Below are 24,326 nucleotides of genomic sequence, written 5' to 3'. Positions count from 1 at the left end.
TTCCCACTCCGGTGCATTTCCCGAAGCACATCCGGAGTAGTGGAGGCATTGATATCCCTACTGGGCCAGGTATTGAGCGGACGTCTCCAATTTGCCTTGTATTCCATCTCATTGGCAGCCAGCTCCTGCGCCGCCGCGACAGGCAGAACACTCTCCCCTGTCGGCGTCGGAAGCGCAGGGACGGCCATGCCGCCAACTGCGAGCGAAAGTGCCGTCGCCGAAGCAATGACGGTCCTCTTCATTCCGGAAAACAGCCCGCGTGATGGCTTGGGGTTTCCGCGCATAGTTTTCTCCAATACGTAAGGTTGTACTCAGGGTTTTTATGAGAGCTGGGAAAAATCTTTAGAATCCCTATAGAGCCTAATGCCGTAGACAGGCGTATGCCAACTTTTGTACGTAAGTCCACTCTTAGGCTGCGCTAATATACTTTCCACCACCCGAAATGCCCCCAGCATGCGAAAACCCCGCCGAAGCGGGGTTTCAATCGGTGCGCCCGGAGGGATTCGAACCCCCAACCTTCTGATCCGTAGTCAGATGCTCTATCCGTTGAGCTACGGGCGCTTGCCATCAATGTCTTGCGTTGACAACGAAGAGTTACTTTACACTGCAACCACAGATGCGCCAAAACCCCAGCCCAACATGGATTTGGGCAGAACAAGTCGCACATAGAGGATGCTCGGCAAGGAGCACCGTGAGAAGAAATTTTCTCACAATCCATCTACTGAAATTGGCAATAAGGTGATAAAAACATTGAGGTAAGCGAAATTGAACGTTGGCATTAGTTCATCATTCGCTGCCCACCTACGTTTATTGGCACTTAAAGGAAGGTCACATGACCACTTTTTCTCGCGGCATCGCCGCAAGCGCTCTCGCCCTCGCCCTTGTGGCTCCGTCGATCGTGGTGCCGCAGGGCATTGCTGAGGATCTGAGCACCACTGAAACCACCACGACGACCAGCCCGGTCGCCGAGCCTACTGTCATCGACTGGAACTCGCGCCACCAGGTGACGTTTACCGGCGATGCCCCGACCGTAGTCGAGGGCTTCATGCTTCCAGCGGGTTCAACCATCGTGGCGAACATATCTACCATCTTCAACTGGGGGGTTGAAGCGAACGAGGACGGCTCGGTGGTGCTGTCCCGCCCATCAGCAGATGTCTCCTTCACCGAAGGGGAAAAGGACGTCGCGGTGACGGCCACCATGCCAGATGGGCAGGAGATCAAAAACACGCTGAAGATCAACGTCGCCAAGCTCCCAGCGGACGCTCGGGAAACGGATCCCAACCTCGCACGTCGCTACGAGACAGAAAACTTCTGGAACCAGGACGCCGCTGCAGTTAAGGACTTGGAAGTTGATCCGAGCTACACCTTTGCCCCCACCTCAAACACCATCTTCAATTGGGACTTTGAGAATGAAGATGGCACCCTGAAGGTGAAGCGTCCGCAGTCCGCAACGGCATTTAAGAAGGGCGATGTTTCCATCCCCGTAAAGATCACCCGCGGTGACGGTTCGTCCTACACCTCTACCTTGAACCTTTCGGTGATTGATGAGATGCCGAAGGCTGAGTGGGAAGACGCATTGCCCGACTTCGGCGGCATCTATGACGTGGACTTTGAAGGCAATGTGACCAAGGTCGTCGAAGAACTCACGCTCCCCGAAGGCGTATCGGTGAAGAAGAAGGGGATCGGCTCGCCAGGTTGGGGCGTAGCTACCCAGGGTGGCAAGGTTCAGGTTTCCGCGCCCAACAACTTCATCCCCGGCACCTTTACTATTCCGGTTGTCTTCAGCGACGGCACCTCGGAAGTTGAACGTACTCTGCGCATCAGCGCGAAGAACCCGGCAACCCCGAGCGGCGCAATCGCGGACATTGCGGCCGACTTCATCGGCAAGATTGGCGGCGGGCTGCTTGGTGGCCTCACTGGCGGTGCGCTCGGCGGCGCTGGCGGCGGGGGCATCAATATTTTGTCCAACAACGGCAACCCGAACGTCGTCATCACAGACAATGCGAAGGCCGAGATCAAAGACAACCTGTCGAACAACGGCAACCCGATCATTACGGACAATGCCAAGGTAGACATCAAAGACAACCTGTCCAACAACGGCAATCCTGATGTCAAGATTTCGGAAAACGTCAAGATCTCCGACAACGCTAAAGCGACCGTCGACATTAAGGACAACCTGTCCAACAACGGTAACCCCGATGTCAAGATTTCCGACAACGCTAAAGCGACCGTCGAGGTCAAGGACAATCTGTCCAACAACGGCAATCCTGATGTCAAGATTTCGGAAAACGTCAAGATCTCCGACAATGCCAAGGCAGAGATCAAGGACAATGCCAACAACAACGGCAACCCTGATGTGAAGATCTCCGACAACGCCAAGGCCACCGTCGTCATCACCGACAACGCCAAGGCAGAAATCAAGGACAACGCCAACAACAACGGCAACCCGGACGTGCAGGTCGAGGGCATCCCGGGCTCCTCCGGCGGCTCCTCCAAGCCGGGCGGCCAGGGCGGTCAGGGCGGCCCGACCGTGGACGCGAACGTTGGCCTTAAGGGCGGCTCTTCCGACCCGCGTTGCATCGCCACGCTGATCGGCGTGGGCCTGCCGCTGCTGGCTCTCATCCCGCTCGCACTGTCCACCCAGCTCGGAACGCCTGGCCTTGGTGCTGCGGGCAACCAGCTGAGCCGCGCGCTTAACGACGTCGCTCGCTCCGCCGGCACCACTCCGGAGGCCCTCGCAGGCATCGGCGGCGGCGTGCTTGGCCTGTTCGCAGCGGTCGTCGCGATCGCAGGCGGACGCAACTGCATCCCGAACGTCGACAGTGCCGCGGTCTCTCTCGGCTCGGCAAAGCCTGCCCCGGTTGTGCCGACTGAAACAACCGTAGAGGCTACCCCCACCGAGGAGCAGTAGTCCGAAGAGACGACAAACCCCAGCTCACACACTGTGAGCTGGGGTTTTGTTTGGTGCGCCCGGAGGGATTCGAACCCCCAACCTTCTGATCCGTAGTCAGATGCTCTATCCGTTGAGCTACGGGCGCAGTGGCGGAGACGACAGGATTTGAACCTGCGGCCCTCCGCAAAGAGGGCAACTCCTTAGCAGGGAGCCCCATTCGGCCGCTCTGGCACGTCTCCAGGCCTTTGCTCATCCTACCCAGTGCGCCCGCGACTTCCAAATAGGGCCCGTATAGTGGGCCGCATGAAGCTCAACACAGACCTCAACGCCGGTGTCGCTACCCGCAGTGACCTGGGCCCCGCCGCCGCTAACCGCGCCGATTGGATCGTGTGGGCCCTCGCCGACATCGCGTCCTTTTCGCCCCACATGCTTCTCGACGCTCCCTTGTACCTCTCCCCCAAACACGCCGCACCCGAGCGCCTGCACACAGGCACGTTACTGCTCGGCGTCCCGCTCGGGCAGATCCCCGGCACAGATCTAGAAGGCGTCGACCCGCGCCACCCAGGCGACGCCTCGATCACCCCTGCCACGCCGCTGAAACTCACAAACGTCGCGTTCGTCGTCGGCGTCGAGCGCGCAGCCGTGAAGCGCGCGCAGGACGAACTACGCGGCACCGAGCTGTCACCTCAGTTCCATACCACCCCAGAGCTCTTCTCAGCCCGGCTAGACTGTGGGGCATGACACATCTGCCCCGCCCTGACATTGACGCCGACGGCCTGCTCGAGTACTCGGTCGTCTTTACTGACCGCTCCCTGAACCACATGTCGCAGAAGTTCATCTCCGCCGCCCAGGAGATGCTCACGCTGCTGACCTCTACCTACGGTGCCGATTCGGCCACACTCGTCCCCGCGGGCGGCACCGGCGCGATGGAGGCGGTGGCCCGCCAGCTCTTCCACGGCAAGAAGGTGCTCATCCTGCGCTCCGGCCTGTTTACCTTCCGGTGGAGCCAGATCATCGAAGCCGGCCACCTCACCGACACCGTCCACGTACTCAACGCCCAGCCGACCAGCGAGGATGCGCAGCCTTCTTTTGCGCCGCCGGCGCTTGAGGAGGTGCAGCGTGCCGTCGATAAGCATGCACCCGACGTGATTGTCACCGCGCACACGGAGACCGCCGCGGGCTTAAGCCTGCCGGATGACTACATCGCGGGTCTGGGCCGCATTGCGCACAACCACGGCGCGCTGTTCGTGCTCGACTGCATCGCGGCGGGCGCGGCCTTCCCCGACATGGCGGCGCAACACATCGACGTGCTGGTGTCCGCGCCGCAGAAGTCCTGGTCCGGCTCTCCCGCGACCGGTTACGTCATGCTCTCGCCGAAGGGCCGCGAGGCGGTGCTGGGCAGCGAATCGGACTCTTTTACCCTGGATTTAAAGAAGTGGCTCGCAATTTTCGACGGCTACCGCGCAGGCCAGGCCGGCTACCACTCCACCCTGCCGACCGACACGATCCTGCACAACCTGGAGGTCATGAAGGAGTCGGTGGAGGTCGGCCTAGACACGCTGGCGAAGAACCAGGAGACGCTCGGCCGCCTTGTCCGCGAGGCCGCCTACGAACGCGGGTACCGCTCCGTGGCCGCGGAGGGCTTCGAGTCCAACGGCGTGGTCGTGCTGTACGCGAACAACCCTGAGCAGCAGTCGGGCGCGGCGTTCAAGCCCCACGGCCTGCAGATCGCCTCGGGCGTACCACTGAAGATTGGGGAGGCGGAGGACTTTTCCACCTTCCGCATCGGCCTGTTCGGCCTGGATAAGTGGGCCGACCCGCAGGCCGCGGCCCAGCGCTTCATCGACGTGCTGGATGCGCTTTAAAGTAGTTGGCGGAGACGAGGGGATTTGAACCCCTGGAGGTGTGACCCTCGCCGGTTTTCAAGACCGGTGCATTCGGCCGCTCTGCCACGTCTCCAACGGGAGCAAAGTCTACCGTATAGGCCCACCGACTCCGTTATCCTGGGTGGGCATGAAAGCAATTGCACTGACAGACCCAGATAATCCCCGCTCGCTCGCGCTCTTTGACACGCCAGAGCCTTCGCTTGACGACGGCAGCGTGCTCGTCCGCGTCACCGCCGCCGGCGTCAACCGCGCCGACCTCGTCCAGGCGCAAGGTAAGTACCCGCCGCCGAAGGGCGAGCCGGAAACCATCGGCCTGGAGTGCGCGGGCGTGATCGTGGACCCAGGCACCACGGACCGCAGACAAGGCGAGGAGGTCGGCTGCCTGCTCGCCGGTGGCGGCTACGCCGAGTACGTCGCCGTCCCGGAAGGCCAGCTCACACCGAAGCCAAAGAACTTGAGCCTGGAGGAGACCGCCGCGGTCGTCGAGGTCGCCTGCACCGTGTGGTCCAACTTGGGCATGGTCGCTGGGCTGCAGGCTGGCGACAAGGTGCTCATCCACGGCGGTGCCGGCGGCATCGGCTCCTTCGCCATCCAGCTGTGCAAGGCGCTCGGCGCAGAAGTCGCCGTGACCGCGGGCAGCGAGGAGAAGCTCGCCTACTGCCGGGAGCTGGGCGCCGACATCGGCATCAACTACCGCACCCAGGACTTCGCCGAGGAGCTCAAGGGCTGGGCCGACATCATCCTGGACGTCGTCGGTGGCGCGTACCTGGAGCAGAACATCAAGTCGCTGGCTGTCGACGGCCACCTCGTCGTCATCGCCCTGCAGGGCGGTGCCAAGGGCACCCTGTCGCTGGGGCGGATGATGCCGCGCCGCCAGTCCGTCCACGCCACCACGCTGCGCGCCCGCCCGCGCCCGATGAAGGCACGCATCGTCGCCGACACCGTCGAGCACGTTTGGCCGCTCATCGAGTCCGGCCAAATCGCGCCGAACGTGACCAAGACCTTCCCGCTCGCCCAGGCATCTGAGGCCCACGAGTACCTCGATTCCGGCGCCCACACCGGAAAAGTCGTGCTCAAAGTGGGTGAGTAACTTTTCGCTGAAAAGTTAGGCCAGCGACGCGACGGTGCGGATGAGCTGCTCGATGTCGGTCTCGGTGTTGAAAGGCCCGAGGCCGATCGTCACCGCGCCGCCCATGTCGTCGACGCCCATGTCGGTGAGCAGCTGGCTCGGCCGCGCCAAGGTAGAGACGATCCCGTGGGCCAAGAGCCGCTGGTGCACCATTGTCGACGGCACGCCCTGCACCCCGAACATCAACCGCGGAATCCGCTCAATCGCCGCGCCCTCCGCCGCCTCGCCGGACACGCCGACGATGTGCACTGCGGGCAGGGTGCCCAAGAACGTATCCAGGTCCTCGCGCAGCCGGTCAAAGTAGGTAGCGGTCTGCCCCATCGAGTGGGTCAGCCGGTTGCGGCGCGTGGGCCTTCCCTGCACCCCCTCAACCAGGGAGGCGTAGTGCTCCACCACCGCGGGCACCCCGCCCGCAAGCCCGGCGGAGACCTCCATGTCTAAAGCAGCAGCATCGAGGCGCCCAAACATCGCCTCGTCGCGGAAGACGAGCGCGCCCAGCTGCGGCCCGCCGAGCTCGGAGAGGTCGAGCGCGAGGATGTCCGCGCCCCAGGCGTCGAAGGTGATCGGTTTGTAGGGGGCGTACGACGTGACGTCGACAAGCACCCAGGCCCGCGAGCGCTCCCGCACCCGCTCCACGATGTCGCGCACGCCGATAATCGCGCCGAGCTCGGGGTGTGCTGCGGGTACGGAGACCAGGCGCGTCGCGCCGTCGACAAGCTCGGCGAACTGCCAAGCGGGCAGATCACCCGTGGCCAGGTCGGCCTGCGCGAACTTCGTCGGCGCGCCGATGCGGCGCAGCGCCTCGGTCAGCTGCGGGCGGTCCACCCGGTTGCACACGAGCGCCGAATCGTGGCGGAACAGCGGTTTCAGCGCCACCGCCAGCGACATGTACAGCGCCTCAAGGCTCGGGCCGAGGACGACGCGCCTCGGGGTCGCCCCCACCAAGTCCGCGACCGCGGACCGCGCCTGCTGCACGTACGCCTCGCCCTCCGGACGCCCCAGCGAGGCCCGCGAGTGCGAACCCGAACCCGGCTCCGGCGGCGCGACCGACGCGGACAGGCGGAACGAGCGGGCCACCGCTGCGGACACCCGCTCCGGGATCTGCGGCGCATCGTGGGCGTTGAGGTAGGTCCAACCGTCACCCAGCGAGGTGTACAGCCCGCGCACACTCGCTACATCGAACGCCATGCCACACCCCTCACTTTGCATCGACGGCATGAGAACGCACCCAATTATGCCCGGTTGTCCCCCGGCGCGCACACTGCCTGCTCCGGGGCGAAAAGCTGCAAAGCGGCCAGTTGACGCTAGGGTGAGAAAGGTGCAGGACTTTCAACATCTCCGCGCGGACGTCACGCGCATGACCAGCGACGCAGACCACGACACCCCACCGTCAAAGTCGAAGACGGTGGGCATGGCCTTCCACGACCTCGTTCGCGGCTGGGGCCAATACGAGCTCTGGCTGCAGCTGGGCTGGCAGGACATCAAGCAGCGCTACCGCCGCTCCACGCTCGGGCCGCTGTGGATCACCATCGCCACCGGCGTGATGGCGCTCGCGCTCGGCCTGCTGTATTCCATGCTCTTCCAGATCGAGGTCCGCGAGTTCCTCCCGCACGTCACCGTCGGCTTCATCGTCTGGGGCTTCATCTCCGGGTGTATCAAGGACGGCGCGAACGTATTCATTGAGAACGAGGGGCTGATCAAGCAGCTACCCTCCGCCCTCTCCGTGCATGTTTACCGCCTGGTGTGGCGCCAGCTGCTGTTCTTCGCCCACAACATTGTCATCTGGGTGCTGCTGGTCATCATCTTCCGCATCCCGCTGACCTGGCAGACGCTGCTCGCGGTGCCCGCGATGCTGCTGCTCGTGCTCAACGGCGTGTGGGTGACCATGCTCTTCGGCATCATCGCCACCCGCTTCCGCGACGTCGCACCCCTGCTCGAGGCGCTCGTGCAGCTGCTCTTCTACGTCACTCCGATCGTGTGGACCACCCAGACGCTCAAGGAGCAGGGCGGTGAGGTGGCCCAGCGCGCCCTGCTCGCAGAGATCAACCCGCTCTACCACTACTTGGAGATCGTGCGCGCCCCCATGATCGACCAGCCGGTGGCCGCCTACCACTGGGGCATCGTCGGCATCTGCACCGTCATCGGCCTGGGCATCACCCTGCTGGCGATGCGCCAGATGCGCTTCCGCGTGCCGTACTGGGTCTAATTCAGGTCTAAGAAGGAGTCTGCTCAATGGTTTCTATCGACACCTACAACGCCTGCGTCGACTTCCCCATCTTCGACGCCAAGTCCCGCTCGCTGAAGAAGGCCGTCATGTCGTCCGCCGGCGGCAAGATCGGCAAGAACGCCTCCAACACCGTGGTCGTCGAGGCGCTCAAAGACATCAACCTGCACCTGCGCGAGGGCGACCGCGTCGGCCTCGTCGGCCACAACGGCGCCGGCAAGTCCACGCTGTTGCGCCTGCTCTCCGGCATCTACGAGCCGACCCGCGGCGTCGCCGATGTCCGCGGCCGCGTCGCGCCCGTCTTCGACCTGGGCGTCGGCATGGACCCGGAGATCTCCGGCTACGAGAACATCATCATCCGCGGCCTCTTCCTCGGCCAGACCCGCAAACAAATGAAGGCAAAGATGGACGAGATCGCCGAGTTTTCCGAGCTCGGCGACTACCTCAGCATGCCGCTGCGCACCTACTCCACCGGCATGCGCGTGCGCCTCGCGCTCGGCGTGGTCACCTCCATCGAGCCCGAGATTTTGCTTCTCGACGAGGGCATCGGCGCCGTCGACGCCGCCTTCATGGCCAAAGCACGCGTCCGGCTGGCAGAGATGGTGGAGCGCTCCGGCATCCTGGTGTTCGCCTCGCACTCCAACGACTTCCTCGCCCAGCTATGCAACACCGCCCTGTGGGTGGACAAGGGCGAGATCCGGCAGGCGGGCCTGGTCTCGGACGTAGTGGGCGCCTACGAGGGGCCGGAAACCGGCGAGTACGTCGCGGAGCTGGTGGAGCGTTTCCACGGGGACCGTCGATAAGCTGCCGGCAATCTATGACGACATCATTCCATTTTGTGGCGTTTCCCCAGGAGCGGGTGGAATCGTTACAAAGTTATTCCGAGCCGCTTGACGACGACTTCTTCAACCACCGCTGCCGCAGTTGCCAATGAGACGCTCGTGAACCTCAGGGGCGCCCACTGTTCGGCAACGAGCATGGAGTTGATGTAGGCGTCTTTCTTCCATTGGCGGTCTTCACCGTGGTGGGCGCCGTCGTACATCACGCCGATCCGGGGTTCTTTGATGGCGAGGTCCAACGTGGTGACGATCTCCTTCCCACGCCGAACAACCACCTGTTCCTGCAGGGTAAGGCCATATTTTTGGATGACGTCGCCGAGCAGCAACCGGAGTTCCGTTTCCTTCGGCGAGTCCGCGTAGGGACTCGAATGCGCCAGGACATCGCAGATCCAGCGTTGATTGAGTTGGCTCCTTGCGGCACGGAGGACTCTTGCGGGGTCGAGGCCCAGGTGGCGCCGGGAGGCGTCAACAAGCTGGATAGCCCGTACCGTGCGCCGGTCGAGTCCTTCGATAGCCTGCACGTGCCACGCCACCTCCTCCCGCCACAACAGCCTGAGCGACTGCACCAGCGCAGCATGCGGCTCACTCGCGCGAAGTTTCCAGCCGCTGTGCCTCAGGTCCCAGACTTCGCCCACCGCGCCAGTTTGCCGAACTATCGACGGCCGGTGCGCCCCCGCCGCCTGATGCTCGCGGCAGTTTTTGTCCATGAGCACGGTGTCCTGCCCCTCGACAAAGAACGGCAAACCGTACAACGCGAGCGCCCCAAACCCCACCACCACGGTGCCGGGGCGGTCGATGGCGAAGGCCAGCGCGCGGTGCACCGCCCTGACCGGGTAGGCAACCCTTTCGGGGTGGCGGGCGGCGTTGGCTCGCACTTCCTCTGGCGGCAGAACGTCGCGTAGGAGAACGCCAAAGCGGTCGGTGATCTGTGCCAAGGGCAGGTTGATGTCGCCCAGAAGACCGCTTTTGACCTCGACCTCCATGCCATCGTGCAAACGCCTCATACCTTGTTAGACGTTGCGCACCCCGCGCCGGTTCCCTCGCTGCGGGAAAGACAGGGCACAATACACAGCATGAAGCACGCGCACAATGCACTGTTGGATCCGAATGGCACGACCGCGGCGGTAATCGTGACGCATCAGCGGGCCGAGTTGTTGCGGCACTCCCTCAACCAGGTGGCGGGGCAGACGCACCCGGTTGACTGGGTAATCGTGGTGGATAACGGCGCAGAAGACCATGTCAGGGAGATGGTCACTGCCCTGGACAACGGGGTCTACCTGCCCAGCCACACGAACTTGGGCGGCGCGGGCGGTTTCGCCTACGGCTTCCTCCACGCGCTCGCGCTCGGCGCGGACGCGATCTGGTGCGCGGATGACGACGGCCGCCCAGCCGACGAGCACGTCCTCGCCGAGCTCTACCGAGTCGCCGAAGCACACGAACTGCACGAGGTCAGCCCGATCGTGGCGAATATCGACGCCCCCGAGAAGCTCGCCTTCCCGCTGCGCCAAGGCACGGTGTGGCACCGGCGCGTCGACGAGCTGGAGGGCGACTTCCTCCCCCAGTACGCCTCGCTGTTTAACGGCGCACTGATCAGCGCGAAAGCCATGGAGCGCATCGGCGTGCCGGACTACCGCCTGTTTATCCGCGGCGACGAGGTGGAGTACCACCGCCGCCTCGCACAGTCGGGGCTGAAGTACGGCACGGCGCTGACCACCAGCTACCTGCACCCGGACGGCTCCGGCGAGTTCCACCCGATCATGGGCGGGCGCGCGCACGCGCAGTGGCCGGATAACCCCACGAAGCGTTACTTCACCTACCGCAACCGCGGCTACATCATCAACCAGCGCGGGATGAAGAAGATGCAGCTGCAGGAGGTAGTCCGCTTCGGCTGGTTCTTCCTCATCGAGCGCAAAAACCCGCGGGAATTCTTCCAGTGGCTGAAGCTGCTGCGCCGCGGGGCACGCGAGGACTTCCGACGTCCCTAGCGCGGGTCCTGCTCGGCGATGATCTTGGTTTCTTCCTTAAAAATCACGCGGCGCTGCAGCACGAAGTTCGTCACGGTGGCCACGCCCTGCGCGATGACGAAGGACACGCCGTCCTTCCACGGATTCGTGTCGATGCCCATGGCGATCAGCGGGCCCTCCGTCCAGCGGTAGAGGAGGAGCTGCACCACAAAGGTCACCGCGTAGAGGAAGAAAACCGCGCCCGCCTTCTTGGCGTTGACCTCGGCCTGGAAGGCGAACTTGGAGTTGAGCAGGTAGGCGGTCAGCGTGCCGAAGACCCAGCCGACGGCTTTGGCCATATCGCGCTGGGTGCCGACAAGCTCGGTGAGCGAATACGTGATGCCAAAGTCAATGACCGCGCAGCCGATACCGATGATCAAAAACGGCACGAGCTGCTTGAATACTGCGGAAGAGGAAGACACGGCCGCTTAGTCTACCCGTGGAGCAGCTCGCGCAGAATTTCCAGCCGATCCACCGCCGACAAATCTCCCACGAACGCCTCGCCCGCGCGGCTCAGCGTGAACACCTCGTCGGCGTCCGTGTCCTCCCAGCCCAGGGCCCGCATGAGGCTGAGCACCAAGCGTCGCGTCGTCGGGCAATCCTCGAAGCACGCCATCGCCAGCACGTGGACCCAGAAAGCATCGCTCGTTTTGCTTCTCGACGCCGGAACGAGCCCCGCCAGCCGCGCCCGCTCCCCCGCAGGCAAGGTGCGCTCCCCGTCTGCGAGCACCTGCAGGAGCGGCACGAAGTCGAAGGACTCGGCGCGCCTGATGACGTCGCGCACCTCGGGTCTCACCGTGCTTCCTGTCAGGTCTAGGTCCACCTCGTTGCCAGCGAAGGAGCCGTCGCCGGCGACGCAGACGGGGCCGTCGCTGCCGCCGGGGTAGACGTCGGCAAGCAGCATGGTGAACTGCCACAGGCCCCAGGTGAAGGTGGCGGTGTCGCCGGGGGACGTAAGGACGTCGACAAGCAGGCCCTGGCTTGGCGAACCAACCGTCTCCGTGATGCCGAAGAGGGCGGCGACGAGCTCGCGGCACTGCTCGATCGTGGTGGACGAGTCGAGGCCGACCCAGCGGTAGACCTCCTCGTCGGAGGTGAGCGCAATACGCACCATGAGCGTGGCGCCGGGTGAAAGTTGAATCACCGGCGCCAGGTGCTCCGTGTATAGCGTGCTGCCCATGGCGCCCACAATAGAGGTTTTTCGTGCGCGCTATGGTGAGTCGCATGAGGAAGCACTACAAAGGCGACGACCCGGACGCAATCCACGAGGCAGCTCAGCGCGTCGACGCGCCGCTGTCCGACTTCATGGTGCGGCTGTTCGTCGAAGAGCTGCCGTTCGTGGATTCGGTGGGCCGCGGGCGCATCTACGAGCTGCTGCGCGAGCACAAAGAGGCAGGTAAACCCGTCATCACCTCGCAAGAAGAGCTGCCGGAGGAGATCAGGCAGATCATGGACCTGTAAGAATCTGTCTAAGATCACACCTTTCAATACCGGAAGTTCCACGCGTTGTGGGTAGGCTCGAACACGAAGAAGCTTTTCCACCTTTAGTTTGATCAGAAGCGGAGATATGGAACTTCACACCGAACTGAAATCCCTCTACGGCTGGGGCCGCACCGCCCCGTCGACGGCGCACGTCGTCTCCACCCCGGACGTGGACACCATCGCGAAGGCCGTGCAGGTCGCGGCCGAGAGCGGCCGCGGCGTCATCGCCCGCGGCATGGGCCGCTCCTACGGCGACCCGGCGCAGAACGGCGGCGGGCTGGTCGTCGACATGCAGCCGCTCAACCAGATCCACTCCATCGACCCGGACACCGGCATCGTGGACGTGGACGCGGGCGTGACCCTGGACCAGCTGATGAAGGCCGCGCTGCCCTACGGGCTGTGGGTCCCCGTCCTGCCCGGCACGCGCCAGGTCACCATCGGCGGCGCGATCGGCCCCGATATCCACGGCAAGAACCACCACTCCGCCGGCTCCTTCGGCGACCATGTGCTCTCCATGGAGCTTTTGGTTGCCGACGGGCGCGTGCTCCACCTCGAGCCAGAGGGCGAAACCTCTGAGCTGTTCTGGGCCACCGTTGGCGGAATGGGCCTGACCGGCATCATCCTGCGCGCCCGCATCCAGATGACGTTCACGGAGACCGCCTACTTCATCTCCGATACCGTGCGCACCAGCACGCTCGACGAGACGATCGAGGAGCACTCCCACGGCCAGGAGGAGGGCTACACCTACTCTTCCGCGTGGTTCGACGCGATCTCCGCGCCGCCGAAGACGGGTCGCTCCACCATTTCCCGCGGCTCGCTGGCCACCCTGGACCAGCTCAAGGAGTACGCGCCGAAGCTGGCGAAGGACCCGCTGAAGTTCAAGGCCCCGCAGCTGATGACGGTGCCGGACATCTTCCCGTCCTGGACCATGAACAAGCTGACGCTGTCCGCCATCGGCGAGGCGTACTACATGATGGGCTCGCCTTCGAAGAACGACATCCTGAACCTCACGCAGTTCTACCAGCCGCTCGACCTGATCGGCGAGTGGAACCGCGGCTACGGTTCTGCCGGCTTCCTGCAGTACCAGTTCGTGGTGCCCACGAACGCGGTGGAGCCGTTCAAGGACATCATCTACCAGATCCAGTCCTCGGGCCACTACACGGCGCTGAACGTGTTCAAGCTGTTCGGCGAGGGCAACCGCGCGCCGCTGTCCTACCCGATGAAGGGCTGGAACGTGTGCGTGGACTTCCCGATCCGCGACGGGCTCAACACCTTCCTCGACCGCCTCGACGACCAGGTCATGGAGTTCGGCGGCCGCCTCTACCTGGCCAAGGAGTCCCGCACCAGCGCCGAGAAGTTCCACAAGATGTACCCGGAGCTCCCCGGCTGGCTGAAGACCCGCAACGAGATCGACCCGACCGGCGTTTTCGCCTCCGACATGTCCCGCCGCCTCGAGCTGCACTAGAAAGGAACCCCAATGCTGAATGCAGTTGGCCAAGCCCAGAACATCTTGCTGCTCGGCGGCACCTCGGAGATCGGCCTCGCCATCGTCTCCGAGCTCGCCTCCCGCGGCGGCAACCCCACCGTCACCCTCGCCGCGCGCCAGGGCTCGCCGCGTATCGACGCCGCGGTGCAGGAAGTCTCCGCCGCCGGTGCCTCCAAGGTGCGTCTTATCGACTTTGACGCCACCGACTTCGATTCCCACCCCGGCGTGATCGACGCCGCCTTCGAGGACGGCGACGTCGACGTCGCGATCGTAGCCTTCGGCACGCTTGGCGACCAGGAGCAGCTCTGGCAGGACCAGGCCGCCGCCGTCGCCTCCGCCCAGACCAACTACACGGCCCCGATCTCGGTGGGCGTACTTTTGGGCCAAAAGTTTAAAGCACAAGGTCACGGCACCATTATCGCGATGAGCTCGGTGGCCGGCCAGAAGGTGCGCCGCTCCAACTTCGTCTACGGTGCCTCCAAGGCCGGCATGGACGGCTTCTATCTCCAGCTCGGCGAGGCGCTCCGGGATTATGGTGTCAACGTCACCGTGGTCCGCCCGGGCCAGGTGCGCACCAAGATGACCGAGGGCCTCGACGAGGCACCGCTGACCGTGGACAAGGAAGAGGTCGCGCAGGCCGCGGTGGACGCCGCGCTGGGCGGCAAGTCCAACGTCTTCGTCCACAAGCTCTTCGGCCCGATCTCGCTGGTACTCAAGGCGATCCCGGCGCCGATCATGCGGAAGCTGAGCTTCTAGTCGTTTGCCCGGCCGGTTTCCGCGAGTACTTTCTCGCGGAGCCGGCCGGTGGCGACAACGGCGGCCAGACAGCCGACCAGGGCGAGTGCGATGAGTGCGCCGAAGAACAGTACGGTTGCGATCCCGTCGGGCGTTGCCCCGACCATGGCCAGGCCGACGAGCGCGCCTTGACCAAATCCCAGCAGCGCTGCGACCACCATCGGCACCCCAATTTCGCGCACCGCAACCTTTGTGTGAAAAGTTGGTGCCGCACCGATGAAGTGGAGCGACTTGGTCAGCTGCTTCTGCTCCACCACCGCAAGCGTCTGCGTCAGCAGGGTGAACAGCACCAGCAGTACCGCGCCGAAGAGCACCGTGATGGCGATGCCCTTGGGCAGATCTTGCACGATGAGCGCCTCCTCGGGAGCCACCTCACTTTCCGCGATGCTCTGGAATGCCCCCGCCAGCCCGGCGGTGAACGCGACGAAGAACAGCGCGCTGCACCTGCGCCACGTGTTCTTCGCGCCGCGGCTCACCCGGCGCGTCGCTACGTAGTTGTACGCGCCCGGGATTCGGTAGCTGAAGCGCGCCACAACCTGGATCACCCCGACGGCGATCAGCGTATTCACCACCAAGAACCCGGTGAAGGCGACGAGCGCAACCAGGACGTCCGCGATATCGGCCTCCGGCGCGATCGGGTGCCTAGCAAGCCAGATGTACAGACCGATTGCTGCGGCGACGGCGCACACAGTCGTGATTGCTTTCTGCCCGGGGTGCGGCACTCGCTTGGTCACGCCGAGCGGTGTGACCGCCACCTGCTGCAGCGCGCGCCACACGGAGCCCGCAGCGAGCAGCGCGACGGCCGCCCACGCGATCGGCACGACCCACCAGGTGAACATTTCCCAGGTGCCGATCTTCGTCCCTTGAAAGGAAAGGGCTGACCAGGCGGGCACGCTCGCTACGTACGCCGCCGTGCCGATGCTCAACCCGACGAAGGCCCTGCGTAGCGCCTGCAGGATCATCATGCCGCGCACCTCGCCTGCGGTCGCGCCGATGAGCCTTAGCACCGCGAGCTGTTGCTCGCGCCCGCTCAGGTCCGCCCGCGCCGCCTGTGTGAGCAGGGTGAGCAGGGTGGGGATGAGCAGCGCGCACGCGAAGAGTGCGAGCCCGATGTAGAGCAGCGGGATGTCGATGTCGCCGCCGAGGTTCGGGTAGTGCCTGTCGCGCTGAACAAACATCCAGGTCCCGCCGGCGAGTGTGCACAGCATCCACGTCGCCACCGCTAGCGCGGCCACGGAGAGCTTTCGCACCCAGCGCTCGCCGGACCCTCTTTGAGAAGAGGCCTCTTTGGAGCGCACCCTCGTTGCCGTCATCAGTGTGGTCGCGCTCATGCTGCCACCTCCGAGTGGATCAGGCCGTCGCGGATCTCGATGCGCCGGTTGCACCAGGCCGCGATCTTCGGGTCGTGCGTGACCAAGACCAGGGTGACGCCGAACTTTTGCGCCACCGCGACGATCTCCTGCATCACCTCGTGCCCTGTCGCCTGGTCAAGCGCCGCGGTCGGCTCGTCGGCGAAGACTACTTTCGGCGGTCCTGCCAAGGCTCGTGCAATCGCGACCCTCTGCACCTGCCCGCCCGAAAGCTGGCCTGGAAACCTCGAGACAAAGTTCCCCAAGCCGAGCCTCGTAAGCATCTCGTTCGCCTGCTCGTGGGCATCCTTCCTGGGGGTGCCGCGCATGATCTGGGGCAGCGCGACGTTTTCGGTGGCTGTGAGCTCGGGCAAAAGCTGTCCGTCCTGAAAGATGAAGCCGAAGTGGTTGAGGCGGAGTGAGGAACGCGCGGCGTCGTCAAGCGCTGCGATGTTTTGCCCCTCGAAAAGTACCTGCCCAGAATCTGGGGTGAGCACGCCGGACATGCAGTGCAGCAGCGTCGACTTGCCGGAACCCGACGGCCCCATCACGGCGAGCGATTCGCCGGCGGGCACGCTCAGGCTCACGCCTTCGAGCACGCGTTGTTGGGTGAATGATTTCGTGATGTCTTGCAGTTCGAGCATGCTTCCATTCAACTTTTGGCCGAAAAGTTTCACCATGGTGCTCGCGCCCGAAAACGGGTAGTGCTAGCACTACCTCGCTAGTCTATGCATCTATGAGGTGGAGAAAACGAGCCAACCACGAGGAGAGTGCAGCGAAACGCGTGCACCAGCTCACAGCGTCGCGTCGCAAGATTGCCGAGGCCTACGAGGTGGAGCGGCTGCGCATCGAGCGCGACCTGCACGACGGCGCGCAGCAGCACTTCGTCGCCGCCGCGATGAAGGTGGGCGAGGCAAAGCTTGATGCTCAGGGGAGCACGCGCGCGCTTCTCGACGCCGCCGCCACCGACCTCAAGCGCGGCCTCGAAACCCTGCGCCGCACCGTCCACGGCATCCACCCTTCCGAGCTGACCGACCGGGGACTCGTCGCCGCGGTGGAAACTGCTGCCGCCCAATACGGCCCGCACGTGCGCGTGCGCGCGCCGCACCCGCTGCCCGCGATCGACGCGTCCGTGCTCGCCGCCGCCTACTTCTTCACCACCGAGGCGCTCACCAACGCCGCGAAGTATGCGGAAGGCTGCCCCGTACACGTCCTGATCACCTGCGACGACACGCTCAACGTGGTGGTCACGGACCAGGGCGACGGAGGCGCGGAGTTTACCCCCGGCCGCGGGCTCGACGGGATGCGCGAGCGCGTCGCCGCGTTCGGCGGCACCCTCGAGTTGAACTCGCCGGCCGGCGGCCCGACCACGGTTGCCGCGCGCATCCCACTGCTGCTGTTCCGCGGCGAAAGCGGGGTGGGCGCGTGAAGATCGTGGTTGCAGACGATTCCGCCCTGCTGCGGGAGGGAGTGGCCGGCCTGCTCACGCGGCGCGGCCACGACATCGTCGGTGAGGCTTCAAGCGCCGATGAGCTCATCTCGCTTATCGACGCCGCACCGCTGCCCGACCTCCTCATCACCGATGTCCGCATGCCCCCGCACATGCGCGACGACGGACTTACGGCCGCTTTAGAGCTCCGCACCCGCCACCCGGGCTTAAACGTGCTGGTCCTGTCGCAATACGTGGCAGCGCCCTATGCTCGCGAACTTTTCGGCCAAAACTTTGGCGGGGGCACCGGCTACCTGCTCAAGGACCGGGTCGCCGAGGTCGCCGACTTCATCGCCACCTGCGAGAACGTCGCCGGCGGCGGGGTGGTAATCGACCCGGAGGTGGCCAGCTCACTCATGCACACGAGCGCCCCGTGGCTGCGGGAACTTTCCCCGCGGGAGCTCGAGGTTCTCGAACTGATGGCGGAAGGCTTATCCAACGCCGACATTTCGGCCAAACTTTTCCTCTCGTCGGCGGCGGTGGCCAAGCACGTCTCTAGCATTTTCTCCAAGCTGGGGCTCACCCCGGACGAGGACAACCGGAGAGTCCGCGCGATCCTGATGTTCCTTTCCGAGCGAGGTGTGGACTAGTTACGCACTGAGTTATGCGAAACTAGAGGGCATGACCACGACAGCAACCGTTGAGGAGACCCAGGAGGGTCTGCGCACAACCGGCTACGCCCCGGATCCGCTTTCCGCGCAGCAGACCCTCATTCGCACGCTGCTTGCTGGCGGGCTCGGTGCGCTTATCACCACGCTCGTCTGGTTCGTGCTGCACTCGGTCTCCCTGCCCGCTTACAACACCTCCATGGCGATCCGGGCGCTGTCCTCTGCCGGCTCGCTGATCGTGCTCATCGTGAGCCTGATCTGCGTGGTCCTCTGGCTGCGGGGCACCCGAAAATGGGTCAACGGCATCATCATGCACCTCACGGCCCCGGCCCTGGTGGTCACCGCGCTGGGGATCCCGCTGTCAGCGACCCGCCTGTGGCTCGACGGTATCCAGGTGGACCAGGGCTTCCGCACCCAGTTCCTGTCGCGGATGACGGAAACTGCCGCCAACGCGGACATGAACTACGTGGACCTGCCGTCCTTCTACCCCATTGGCTGGTTCTGGCTGGGCGGGCGCGTGGCGGATGTGCTCGGCGTACCGGGCTGGGAGGTCTTCCAACCCTGGGCGCTGATTACGCTGGCGGCGGGCGCGGCGATGCTGGTGCCGGTGTGGCAGAAGATTGTGGGCTCGCTGCCGATCGCCTGCGCGATCGCCACCTTCACCACCGCGGTCGTGCTGACCGAGACGCCGGATGAGCCCTACGCGGCGATCGTCGCCATGTTCTTCCCTGCGGCCACCGTGATCACGTACCGCGCGATGCTCGGCTCGCGCAACGCGATCATCTTCATGGCGCTCTACCTGGGCATCTCCGCCAGCTTCTACACGCTGTTTACCGCGATCGCGGCGCTGTTTGTGGTGACGATGGCGTTCCTGGTTGCTCTCCTGGTCACCAGCGATGCGCTCCCCATCGTCCGCCTGCTGATCATCGGCGTGTCTTCTTTGGCCATTGCCGCGCTGACCTGGTGGCGCTATATTTTCGCGGTGCTTTCCGGCAACTACGAGGTCCAGTCCACAGCGAACCACTTCCTGCCGGAGGAGGGCACCATCTACCCGCTGCCCTTCTTCTCGTTTTCCATCATCGGCCTGCTGTCGCTGCTTGGCCTGATCTTTATCGTGGTGCGCGCCGGAGAGCGTGAGGTGGCGTCGCTAGGCGTGGGCGCGATCGTCTGCTACGTGTGGTGCCTCGCCTCGATGGCGGCGACGCTGCTCGGCACCTCGCTGCTGGGCTTCCGTGTCGAGGTGCTGATCATCTTGCTGTTTATCACCGCCGGCATCCTCGCGGTGTCCGACATCATCCTGGTGGGCATCGACTACTTCTTCCCTTCCCGCTTCAACCTGGCGGCGAACCAGACGATCATCGCGATCATCGCGATTGTGGTGACGTCCGCTTGCCTGCATTACGTGCAGCAGATCCCGTCGGAAAACGAGTCCCACATCGACCAGGCCTACGCCGACACGGACGGCTACGGCGAGCGCGCCGACCGCTTCCCGCCCGACGCCGCCCAGTACTACGGCGAGATCACCGAGCTGCTCACATCCCACGGCTACGAGCCGAACGAGGCGGTGATCTACACCGACGAGATCAACTACATGGCGTATAACCCCTACTTCGGCTTCAACGCCTTTACCAGCCACTACGCCAACCCGCTTGGCGAGTTCGAGCTACGCAACGAAGAACTCATCGCCTGGTCGCAGCTGTCCTGGGACGACCCGGAGGCGCTCACGGAAGCCATCGACGAGTCCAAGTGGGCCCCGCCCGTCGCCTTCATCTTCCGCGGCGACGTCGAGGAGCCCGACGACGGGTTCAAGACGCACGTGGCGCACGACATTTTCCCCAACGAGCCGAACGTGCGCTACGAGGGCCTGTTCTTCAACGCGGAAGCCTTCGATAACGACGAGTGGGACGTGGAACAGATCGGCCCGTTTGCGGTAGTGGTGCGTACATAACGGGCCAGTCACAGTAAGGTGACTTCACGTGGCAACTGTTACTGATGTGCAATCCAAGGCTCCACAGTCGCTGATTAACACGGCGATTGTGTCGGGCATCCTCGCCTTCGCGCTGCTCGTCCTCACCCCTTTCCTGCCGGTCAACCAGGTCCAGTCCAAGGTGTCCTGGCCGCAGAATGACACGGTGGCGTCGGTAAACGCGCCGCTGATCTCGCTGGCCCCGCAGGACGTGTCGCTGACGATCCCGATCAGCGCCGTCGATGAGCTGCGCGACGGCCAGTCGACCATCCTGTCGACGCTGCCGGAATCCTCCGAGGACGCGACCTACCGCGGCCTCTTTGTCACCTCCCCCGACGGCGGCCTGGTGGTCTCCGCGCTGGATGACGTGGTCTTCGAGCTCAGCGCCGAGGAGGTCCGCGCCCTGCCGCGCGAGGCCGTGCTTGAGGTCCGCCAGACCGACGAGGGCATGACCGTCGCCATCCCGGGCACCACCTTCGTGGAGGAGTCCGAGGATGACTACCGCCCGCAGTTCACCGGCCTATACACCGAGCTCAAGCCCGAGGCCTCGGGCATGCTTATCGACGCCGGCCTCAACGCCTCCGTCGACATCAACTCCCGATTCACGTCATCGCCCACCCTGGTCAAGCTGCTTGCGATGTGCGGCGGGCTCATCGCCGCGCTGATCGGCCTGTGGTCGCTGCGCCGCCTGGACCGCTACGACGGGCGCAACCTGCCCGCCTTTGGTTCCCGCTGGCGCACCTTCACCGCGCTCGACGGCGTCGTTATCGCCATCCTCGGCTTCTGGCACGTCTTCGGCGCGAACACCTCCGACGACGGCTTCCTGCTCACCATGGCGCGCGTGGCCACCGAGTCGGACTACATGGCGAACTACTACCGCTGGTACGGCGTGCCGGAGGCCCCCTTCGGCTCTCCGTTCTACGACATCCTCTCACTGCTCTCGTACGTGACCACCGCGTCGATGTGGATGCGCCTGCCAACGCTTGTCGCCGCCCTGCTGACCTGGTGGATCCTCTCGCGCGAGATCCTGCCGCGTCTGGGCACCGCGGTGGCGGATCGCCGCATGGCGCACTGGACGGCCGCCTTCGTCTTCCTGGCCTTCTGGCTGCCCTACAACAACGGCACGCGCCCGGAGCCGATCATCGCGCTCGGCATCATCGCCACGTGGGCACTGTTTGAGCGCACCATCGCCACTGATCGCCTCGCGCCCGCCGCGTGGGGCACGGTCACCGCGGCGATCACGCTCGCGTGCGGCCCGACCGGCCTCGCCGCGGTCGGCGTGTTCCTCGTGTGTCTGCCGCAGGTCTTCCGCATCATGAACGCGCGTCGCCACATCGCGCCCGGCCTGGCGTACGTCGCCGTCTTCCTGGGCGCGGGGCTGGCCGTGTTCGTGCCGGTGTTCAAGGACCAGACGCTGGCGACCGTGCTGGAGGCGACCGCGGTGCGCTCCGAGGTCGGCCCGGCGCTCGAGTGGTACTCGGAGTGGGTGCGCTACGGCACCCTGTTCCAGCAGTCTGTCGACGGCTCGATGACGCGCCGCTTCCCCATGTTCGTCTTCCTCTTCTGCCTCATCCTCATCGGGTGGGCGGTCACCCGCTTCGGCAAGGTGCCGGGCGTGACCAAGGACGTCACCGGCCGCATGCTCTACATCGTGGGCCTGGCCACCTTCTTCCTCATGTTCACGCCCACGAAGTGGACGCACCACTTCGGCATCTACGCCGGTCTGGGCGGCGCGGTCGCGGCTCTGGGTGCGGTAGTGCTCTCGCACATCGCGCTACAGTCCAAGCGCAACCGCACCCTCGCCATTGCGGCGGTGTGCTTCCTCATGGCCATGACCCTGGCCGGGTGGAACGCCTGGTGGTACGTCTCCTCCTTCGGTGTGCCGTGGTGGGACAAGACCGTCCAGCTCAAGGGCGTGGAGGCGAACACGATCATGCTCGCCATCTCCCTGCTCATCGCGCTGGTGGGTGTGTTCCAGTCCTTCCGCAAGGACCAGACCGAGTACAAGGTGGGCGGCAAGTGGGTCGGCGTCATGTCGGCGCCGATCGCGGTGATGGCGATCGCCATGGTCGCGTTTTCCTGCCTCACCTTCGTCAAGGCGTTTGCTTCCCAGGCACCGGCGTATTCGGTGGGCATGGGCAACGTGCGGAGCTTTGCCGGCGACCACTGCGCCCTGGCCAACGAGGTCCTGCTGGAGGAGGACACGAACGATTCCTTCCTCACGCCTATCGACGGCGTCCCGCTCGGCCGCTCCCTCGACGCAGGCAGCGAGTCCCGCGGGTTCACCCCGGACGGCGTGCCTGCCTTCATCGTGAGCGAGAATGCGAACGCTTCGGATTTGGCGGACACGGAGGCGTCGACAAGCGATGGCTCCACTGACACTGACGACGCGCCGACGCAGGCCGACTTGAGCGAAGAGAAGCAGTCGACGACGACCACGAACACGCAGGGCAACCGCCCCGAGTCCATGCGCGGTGTGAACGGCTCGACCGTGCGGCTGCCGTTCAACCTCGACTACACGCGCGTGCCGGTGCTCGGCACCTTTGAGGACGAGCCTTCCGCCGGAGCCAAGCTCACCACCACCTGGTACGAGCTGCCGGAAGCCAACGACAACGCGCCGCTTTTGGTCACCTCGGTCGCCGGGCGCATCGCCCACCACGACATCAACGGCGTGGAGCAGGAGGGCACCGAGCTGAAGCTGGAGTACGGCAAGCGCACCGACGGCGGTGTGGAGAAACTTGGCGAGGCAGAGATGCTCGACCAGGGCCCGACCCCGCTGTGGCGCAACCTGCGCTACCCGCTCGCCGACCTGCCGGAGGAGGCCGACGTGGTCCGCCTGGCCGCCGAGGACACCTCGCTGGCAGAGAAGGACTGGCTGGCGGTCACTCCGCTGCGCAACCCGCAGCTGGCACCGCTGGGCGAGCGCTTCGACGCCGAGACCCCCGGCCTGCTCGACTGGTCCGTCGCCTTCCAGTACCCCTGCCAGCGCACGTTTAGCCACTACGCGGGCGTGACCGAGATCCCCGAGTACCGCATCATGCCGGACGCCCCCGGCAAGCAGCAGCTCTCGGACTTCATGGACTTCCTGGGCGGCGGCGCGCTGTCGACCGCAGAGGCTGTGAACTACTCCTACGAGATCCCGGGCTACCTCAAGACCGACTGGCAGCGCGACTGGGGCTCGATTGCGAAGTACGAGCGCCGGACCAACTCCATCGGTGAGATCCCGGAAAACGCGGAGATAGACTACGATGAGGTAGTCCGATCGGGCTGGTGGACTCCGGGCCCGATGAAGATCCGCGATCCGGAAGAGTAAAAACACCCATGCGCCGTTCCCGTCTGGTAGCGGCGGTCGCCGCTGCGCTTTTCGCCTTCACCTCGGCACCTGCAGCGACCGCCGCCCCGATTCAACCTTCCGAAAATGCGGACCAGCTGGTTGAGCAGCAGGGGTGCACCAAGAAGTACCTCATCGCTGTGCCGGGCGGGGCGAACACCGCCCCCGGTATCCCGAACGCGATGCCGCACGGCGGCAACGTCTTCCTCACCGGCATCCTCACCCAGCTGGGAACGGGCGGGGAGGTCCAGCCGCTGTGGGTGTCCTACCACGCCACCCCGTTCGCAGCGAACAACTACTATGCCTCGTCTGCCGACGGCTACAACGAGACGGTGCGCACCGTGCGCCGCCTGTCGAATGCCTGCCCCGGTGCCACCTTCAGCTTCACGGGCTACTCGCTCGGCGCGGACATCGCTGCGCGCCTGCTGCGCGATATTGCCCACGGCCACGGGCCGATTGACCCGGATCACGTGGACTCCGCAGCGCTCTTTGCCAACCCCTACCAGGGCGGCAACGGGGCAGAGCTCTCCCGCGTGACCTCGCCTGCATCCCGTGGCGCACTCGGCGAGCTCAAGGGCGGCTACGGCGAGCTCGGCCCGCGGGTACTTGAGATCTGCAACTCCGCCGACATCGTCTGCTCCACCCAGGAAAGCTACCGCCCGCTGGTTGCGCCCGCGCTGAAGACGAACCTGCGCGCCGGCCAGCTGCCAGCACAGCAATTCAACGAACTGTTCCGCTCTCTTGGGCTCGGTTCCCTGGGCGTGTTCCGCGGGATGGGGGCGCACGGTCACTACACGCTGTGGGACCAGCGCGAGGCCTCGGATTGGATTATCTCGCACGCCTAAA

21 protein-coding genes and 4 tRNA genes are annotated in these 24,326 nt (G+C 64.8%); 15 read left to right on the top strand and 10 right to left on the bottom strand.

Going from position 1 to position 24,326, the window contains the following annotated elements:
* Nucleotides 1-488 precede the first annotated feature (488 nt).
* A tRNA-Arg gene (locus HMPREF2550_RS01140) sits at nt 489-561 on the bottom strand.
* A 271-nt stretch (nt 562-832) separates the two neighbouring features.
* On the opposite strand from HMPREF2550_RS01140, the gene HMPREF2550_RS01135 reads away from it, so the two are divergent.
* On the top strand, nt 833-2,911 hold the full coding sequence (locus HMPREF2550_RS01135; protein ID WP_070789169.1) for a hypothetical protein: 2,079 nt from the start codon (nt 833-835) through the stop codon (nt 2,909-2,911).
* A 51-nt stretch (nt 2,912-2,962) separates the two neighbouring features.
* On the opposite strand, the gene HMPREF2550_RS01130 is transcribed toward HMPREF2550_RS01135, so the two are convergent.
* Both HMPREF2550_RS01130 and HMPREF2550_RS01125 read right to left on the bottom strand, forming a co-directional pair.
* Nucleotides 2,963-3,038 (bottom strand) — tRNA-Arg (locus HMPREF2550_RS01130).
* Between the two features lie 2 nt (nt 3,039-3,040).
* A tRNA-Ser gene (locus HMPREF2550_RS01125) sits at nt 3,041-3,132 on the bottom strand.
* A gap of 64 nt (nt 3,133-3,196) precedes the next feature.
* On the opposite strand from HMPREF2550_RS01125, the gene HMPREF2550_RS01120 reads away from it, so the two are divergent.
* Nucleotides 3,197-3,634 carry a hypothetical protein gene (locus HMPREF2550_RS01120; protein WP_070789168.1) on the top strand — a complete coding sequence of 146 codons (438 nt, stop codon included), beginning with the start codon at nt 3,197-3,199 and terminating at the stop codon, nt 3,632-3,634.
* Nucleotides 3,631-4,758 (top strand): aminotransferase class V-fold PLP-dependent enzyme, encoded by a 1,128-nt coding sequence (locus HMPREF2550_RS01115; protein WP_070789166.1) that lies wholly within the window; start codon nt 3,631-3,633, stop codon nt 4,756-4,758. Before HMPREF2550_RS01120 ends, HMPREF2550_RS01115 begins: the two co-directional genes overlap by 4 nt.
* A gap of 6 nt (nt 4,759-4,764) precedes the next feature.
* Here the strand turns inward: HMPREF2550_RS01115 and HMPREF2550_RS01110 are convergent.
* A tRNA-Ser gene (locus HMPREF2550_RS01110) sits at nt 4,765-4,852 on the bottom strand.
* Nucleotides 4,853-4,906: 54 nt separating this feature from the next.
* Here HMPREF2550_RS01110 and HMPREF2550_RS01105 point away from each other — a divergent pair.
* A complete protein-coding gene (locus HMPREF2550_RS01105; RefSeq protein ID WP_070789273.1) occupies nt 4,907-5,869 on the top strand; it encodes an NAD(P)H-quinone oxidoreductase in 963 nt (320 codons plus the stop codon).
* A gap of 15 nt (nt 5,870-5,884) precedes the next feature.
* Here HMPREF2550_RS01105 and HMPREF2550_RS01100 read toward each other — a convergent pair whose 3' ends face one another.
* Nucleotides 5,885-7,096, bottom strand: coding sequence for an aminotransferase class V-fold PLP-dependent enzyme (locus HMPREF2550_RS01100; protein WP_070789163.1), 1,212 nt, complete (start codon nt 7,094-7,096; stop codon nt 5,885-5,887).
* Nucleotides 7,097-7,265: 169 nt separating this feature from the next.
* Between HMPREF2550_RS01100 and HMPREF2550_RS01095 the strand changes: the two genes are divergently transcribed.
* On the top strand, nt 7,266-8,114 hold the full coding sequence (locus HMPREF2550_RS01095) for a galactan export ABC transporter permease subunit Wzm/RfbD (RefSeq protein WP_070762882.1): 849 nt from the start codon (nt 7,266-7,268) through the stop codon (nt 8,112-8,114).
* A 26-nt stretch (nt 8,115-8,140) separates the two neighbouring features.
* Nucleotides 8,141-8,935 (top strand): galactan export ABC transporter ATP-binding subunit Wzt/RfbE, encoded by a 795-nt coding sequence (locus tag HMPREF2550_RS01090; protein ID WP_038587698.1) that lies wholly within the window; start codon nt 8,141-8,143, stop codon nt 8,933-8,935.
* Between the two features lie 65 nt (nt 8,936-9,000).
* Here the strand turns inward: HMPREF2550_RS01090 and HMPREF2550_RS01085 are convergent, their stop codons facing one another.
* Nucleotides 9,001-9,966, bottom strand: coding sequence for a hypothetical protein (locus HMPREF2550_RS01085; protein ID WP_141760480.1), 966 nt, complete (start codon nt 9,964-9,966; stop codon nt 9,001-9,003).
* A 78-nt stretch (nt 9,967-10,044) separates the two neighbouring features.
* Between HMPREF2550_RS01085 and HMPREF2550_RS01080 the strand changes: the two genes are divergently transcribed.
* Nucleotides 10,045-10,956 (top strand): galactofuranosyltransferase GlfT1, encoded by a 912-nt coding sequence (locus HMPREF2550_RS01080; protein WP_070789161.1) that lies wholly within the window; start codon nt 10,045-10,047, stop codon nt 10,954-10,956.
* Here the strand turns inward: HMPREF2550_RS01080 and HMPREF2550_RS01075 are convergent.
* Together HMPREF2550_RS01075 and HMPREF2550_RS01070 are read right to left on the bottom strand one after the other, a co-directional pair.
* Entirely contained in the window at nt 10,953-11,396 is a 444-nt protein-coding gene (locus tag HMPREF2550_RS01075; RefSeq protein ID WP_038587687.1) for a GtrA family protein, read from the bottom strand. The genes HMPREF2550_RS01080 and HMPREF2550_RS01075 overlap by 4 nt on opposite strands.
* Before the next feature lie 11 nt (nt 11,397-11,407).
* Nucleotides 11,408-12,154 carry a hypothetical protein gene (locus tag HMPREF2550_RS01070; RefSeq protein WP_051904676.1) on the bottom strand — a complete coding sequence of 249 codons (747 nt, stop codon included), beginning with the start codon at nt 12,152-12,154 and terminating at the stop codon, nt 11,408-11,410.
* Nucleotides 12,155-12,198: 44 nt separating this feature from the next.
* On the opposite strand from HMPREF2550_RS01070, the gene HMPREF2550_RS01065 reads away from it, so the two are divergent.
* From HMPREF2550_RS01065 to HMPREF2550_RS01055, 3 genes are all read left to right on the top strand, one after another.
* Complete coding sequence (locus tag HMPREF2550_RS01065) at nt 12,199-12,435, top strand: hypothetical protein (protein ID WP_038587685.1); 237 nt, start codon at nt 12,199-12,201, stop codon at nt 12,433-12,435.
* A 106-nt stretch (nt 12,436-12,541) separates the two neighbouring features.
* Nucleotides 12,542-13,921, top strand: coding sequence for a decaprenylphosphoryl-beta-D-ribose oxidase (locus HMPREF2550_RS01060; RefSeq protein WP_070762807.1), 1,380 nt, complete (start codon nt 12,542-12,544; stop codon nt 13,919-13,921).
* A 12-nt stretch (nt 13,922-13,933) separates the two neighbouring features.
* Complete coding sequence (locus HMPREF2550_RS01055; RefSeq protein ID WP_070762808.1) at nt 13,934-14,698, top strand: decaprenylphospho-beta-D-erythro-pentofuranosid-2-ulose 2-reductase; 765 nt, start codon at nt 13,934-13,936, stop codon at nt 14,696-14,698.
* Here HMPREF2550_RS01055 and HMPREF2550_RS01050 read toward each other — a convergent pair.
* Nucleotides 14,695-16,068: an FtsX-like permease family protein gene (locus HMPREF2550_RS01050; protein WP_083319706.1), complete on the bottom strand. Its 1,374-nt coding sequence runs from the start codon at nt 16,066-16,068 to the stop codon at nt 14,695-14,697. The genes HMPREF2550_RS01055 and HMPREF2550_RS01050 overlap by 4 nt on opposite strands.
* On the bottom strand, nt 16,065-16,730 hold the full coding sequence (locus HMPREF2550_RS01045; protein ID WP_246819713.1) for an ABC transporter ATP-binding protein: 666 nt from the start codon (nt 16,728-16,730) through the stop codon (nt 16,065-16,067). The genes HMPREF2550_RS01050 and HMPREF2550_RS01045 overlap by 4 nt, the downstream gene beginning before the upstream one ends.
* A 140-nt stretch (nt 16,731-16,870) precedes the next feature.
* Here HMPREF2550_RS01045 and HMPREF2550_RS01040 point away from each other — a divergent pair, with 140 nt between their 5' ends.
* Genes HMPREF2550_RS01040 through HMPREF2550_RS01020 form a run of 5 tightly spaced genes read left to right on the top strand, consistent with a single transcriptional unit; the run spans nt 16,871 to nt 24,325 of the window.
* Complete coding sequence (locus HMPREF2550_RS01040; RefSeq protein ID WP_371441157.1) at nt 16,871-17,515, top strand: sensor histidine kinase; 645 nt, start codon at nt 16,871-16,873, stop codon at nt 17,513-17,515.
* Nucleotides 17,512-18,165, top strand: coding sequence for a response regulator transcription factor (locus HMPREF2550_RS01035; RefSeq protein ID WP_070762812.1), 654 nt, complete (start codon nt 17,512-17,514; stop codon nt 18,163-18,165). Before HMPREF2550_RS01040 ends, HMPREF2550_RS01035 begins: the two co-directional genes overlap by 4 nt.
* A gap of 31 nt (nt 18,166-18,196) precedes the next feature.
* Entirely contained in the window at nt 18,197-20,131 is a 1,935-nt protein-coding gene (locus HMPREF2550_RS01030) for a galactan 5-O-arabinofuranosyltransferase (RefSeq protein WP_070789152.1), read from the top strand.
* Nucleotides 20,132-20,159: 28 nt separating this feature from the next.
* Entirely contained in the window at nt 20,160-23,462 is a 3,303-nt protein-coding gene (locus tag HMPREF2550_RS01025) for an arabinosyltransferase domain-containing protein (protein ID WP_070789149.1), read from the top strand.
* A gap of 8 nt (nt 23,463-23,470) precedes the next feature.
* Nucleotides 23,471-24,325, top strand: coding sequence for a cutinase family protein (locus HMPREF2550_RS01020; protein ID WP_070762815.1), 855 nt, complete (start codon nt 23,471-23,473; stop codon nt 24,323-24,325).
* Nucleotide 24,326 lies beyond the last annotated feature (1 nt).

This window comes from Corynebacterium sp. HMSC074A01 (genome assembly GCF_001831515.1).
Classification (GTDB): Bacteria; Actinomycetota; Actinomycetes; order Mycobacteriales; family Mycobacteriaceae; genus Corynebacterium.
The sequence above is the reverse complement of the archived record's forward strand: the minus strand, read 5'-3'. Positions and strand labels throughout refer to the sequence as shown.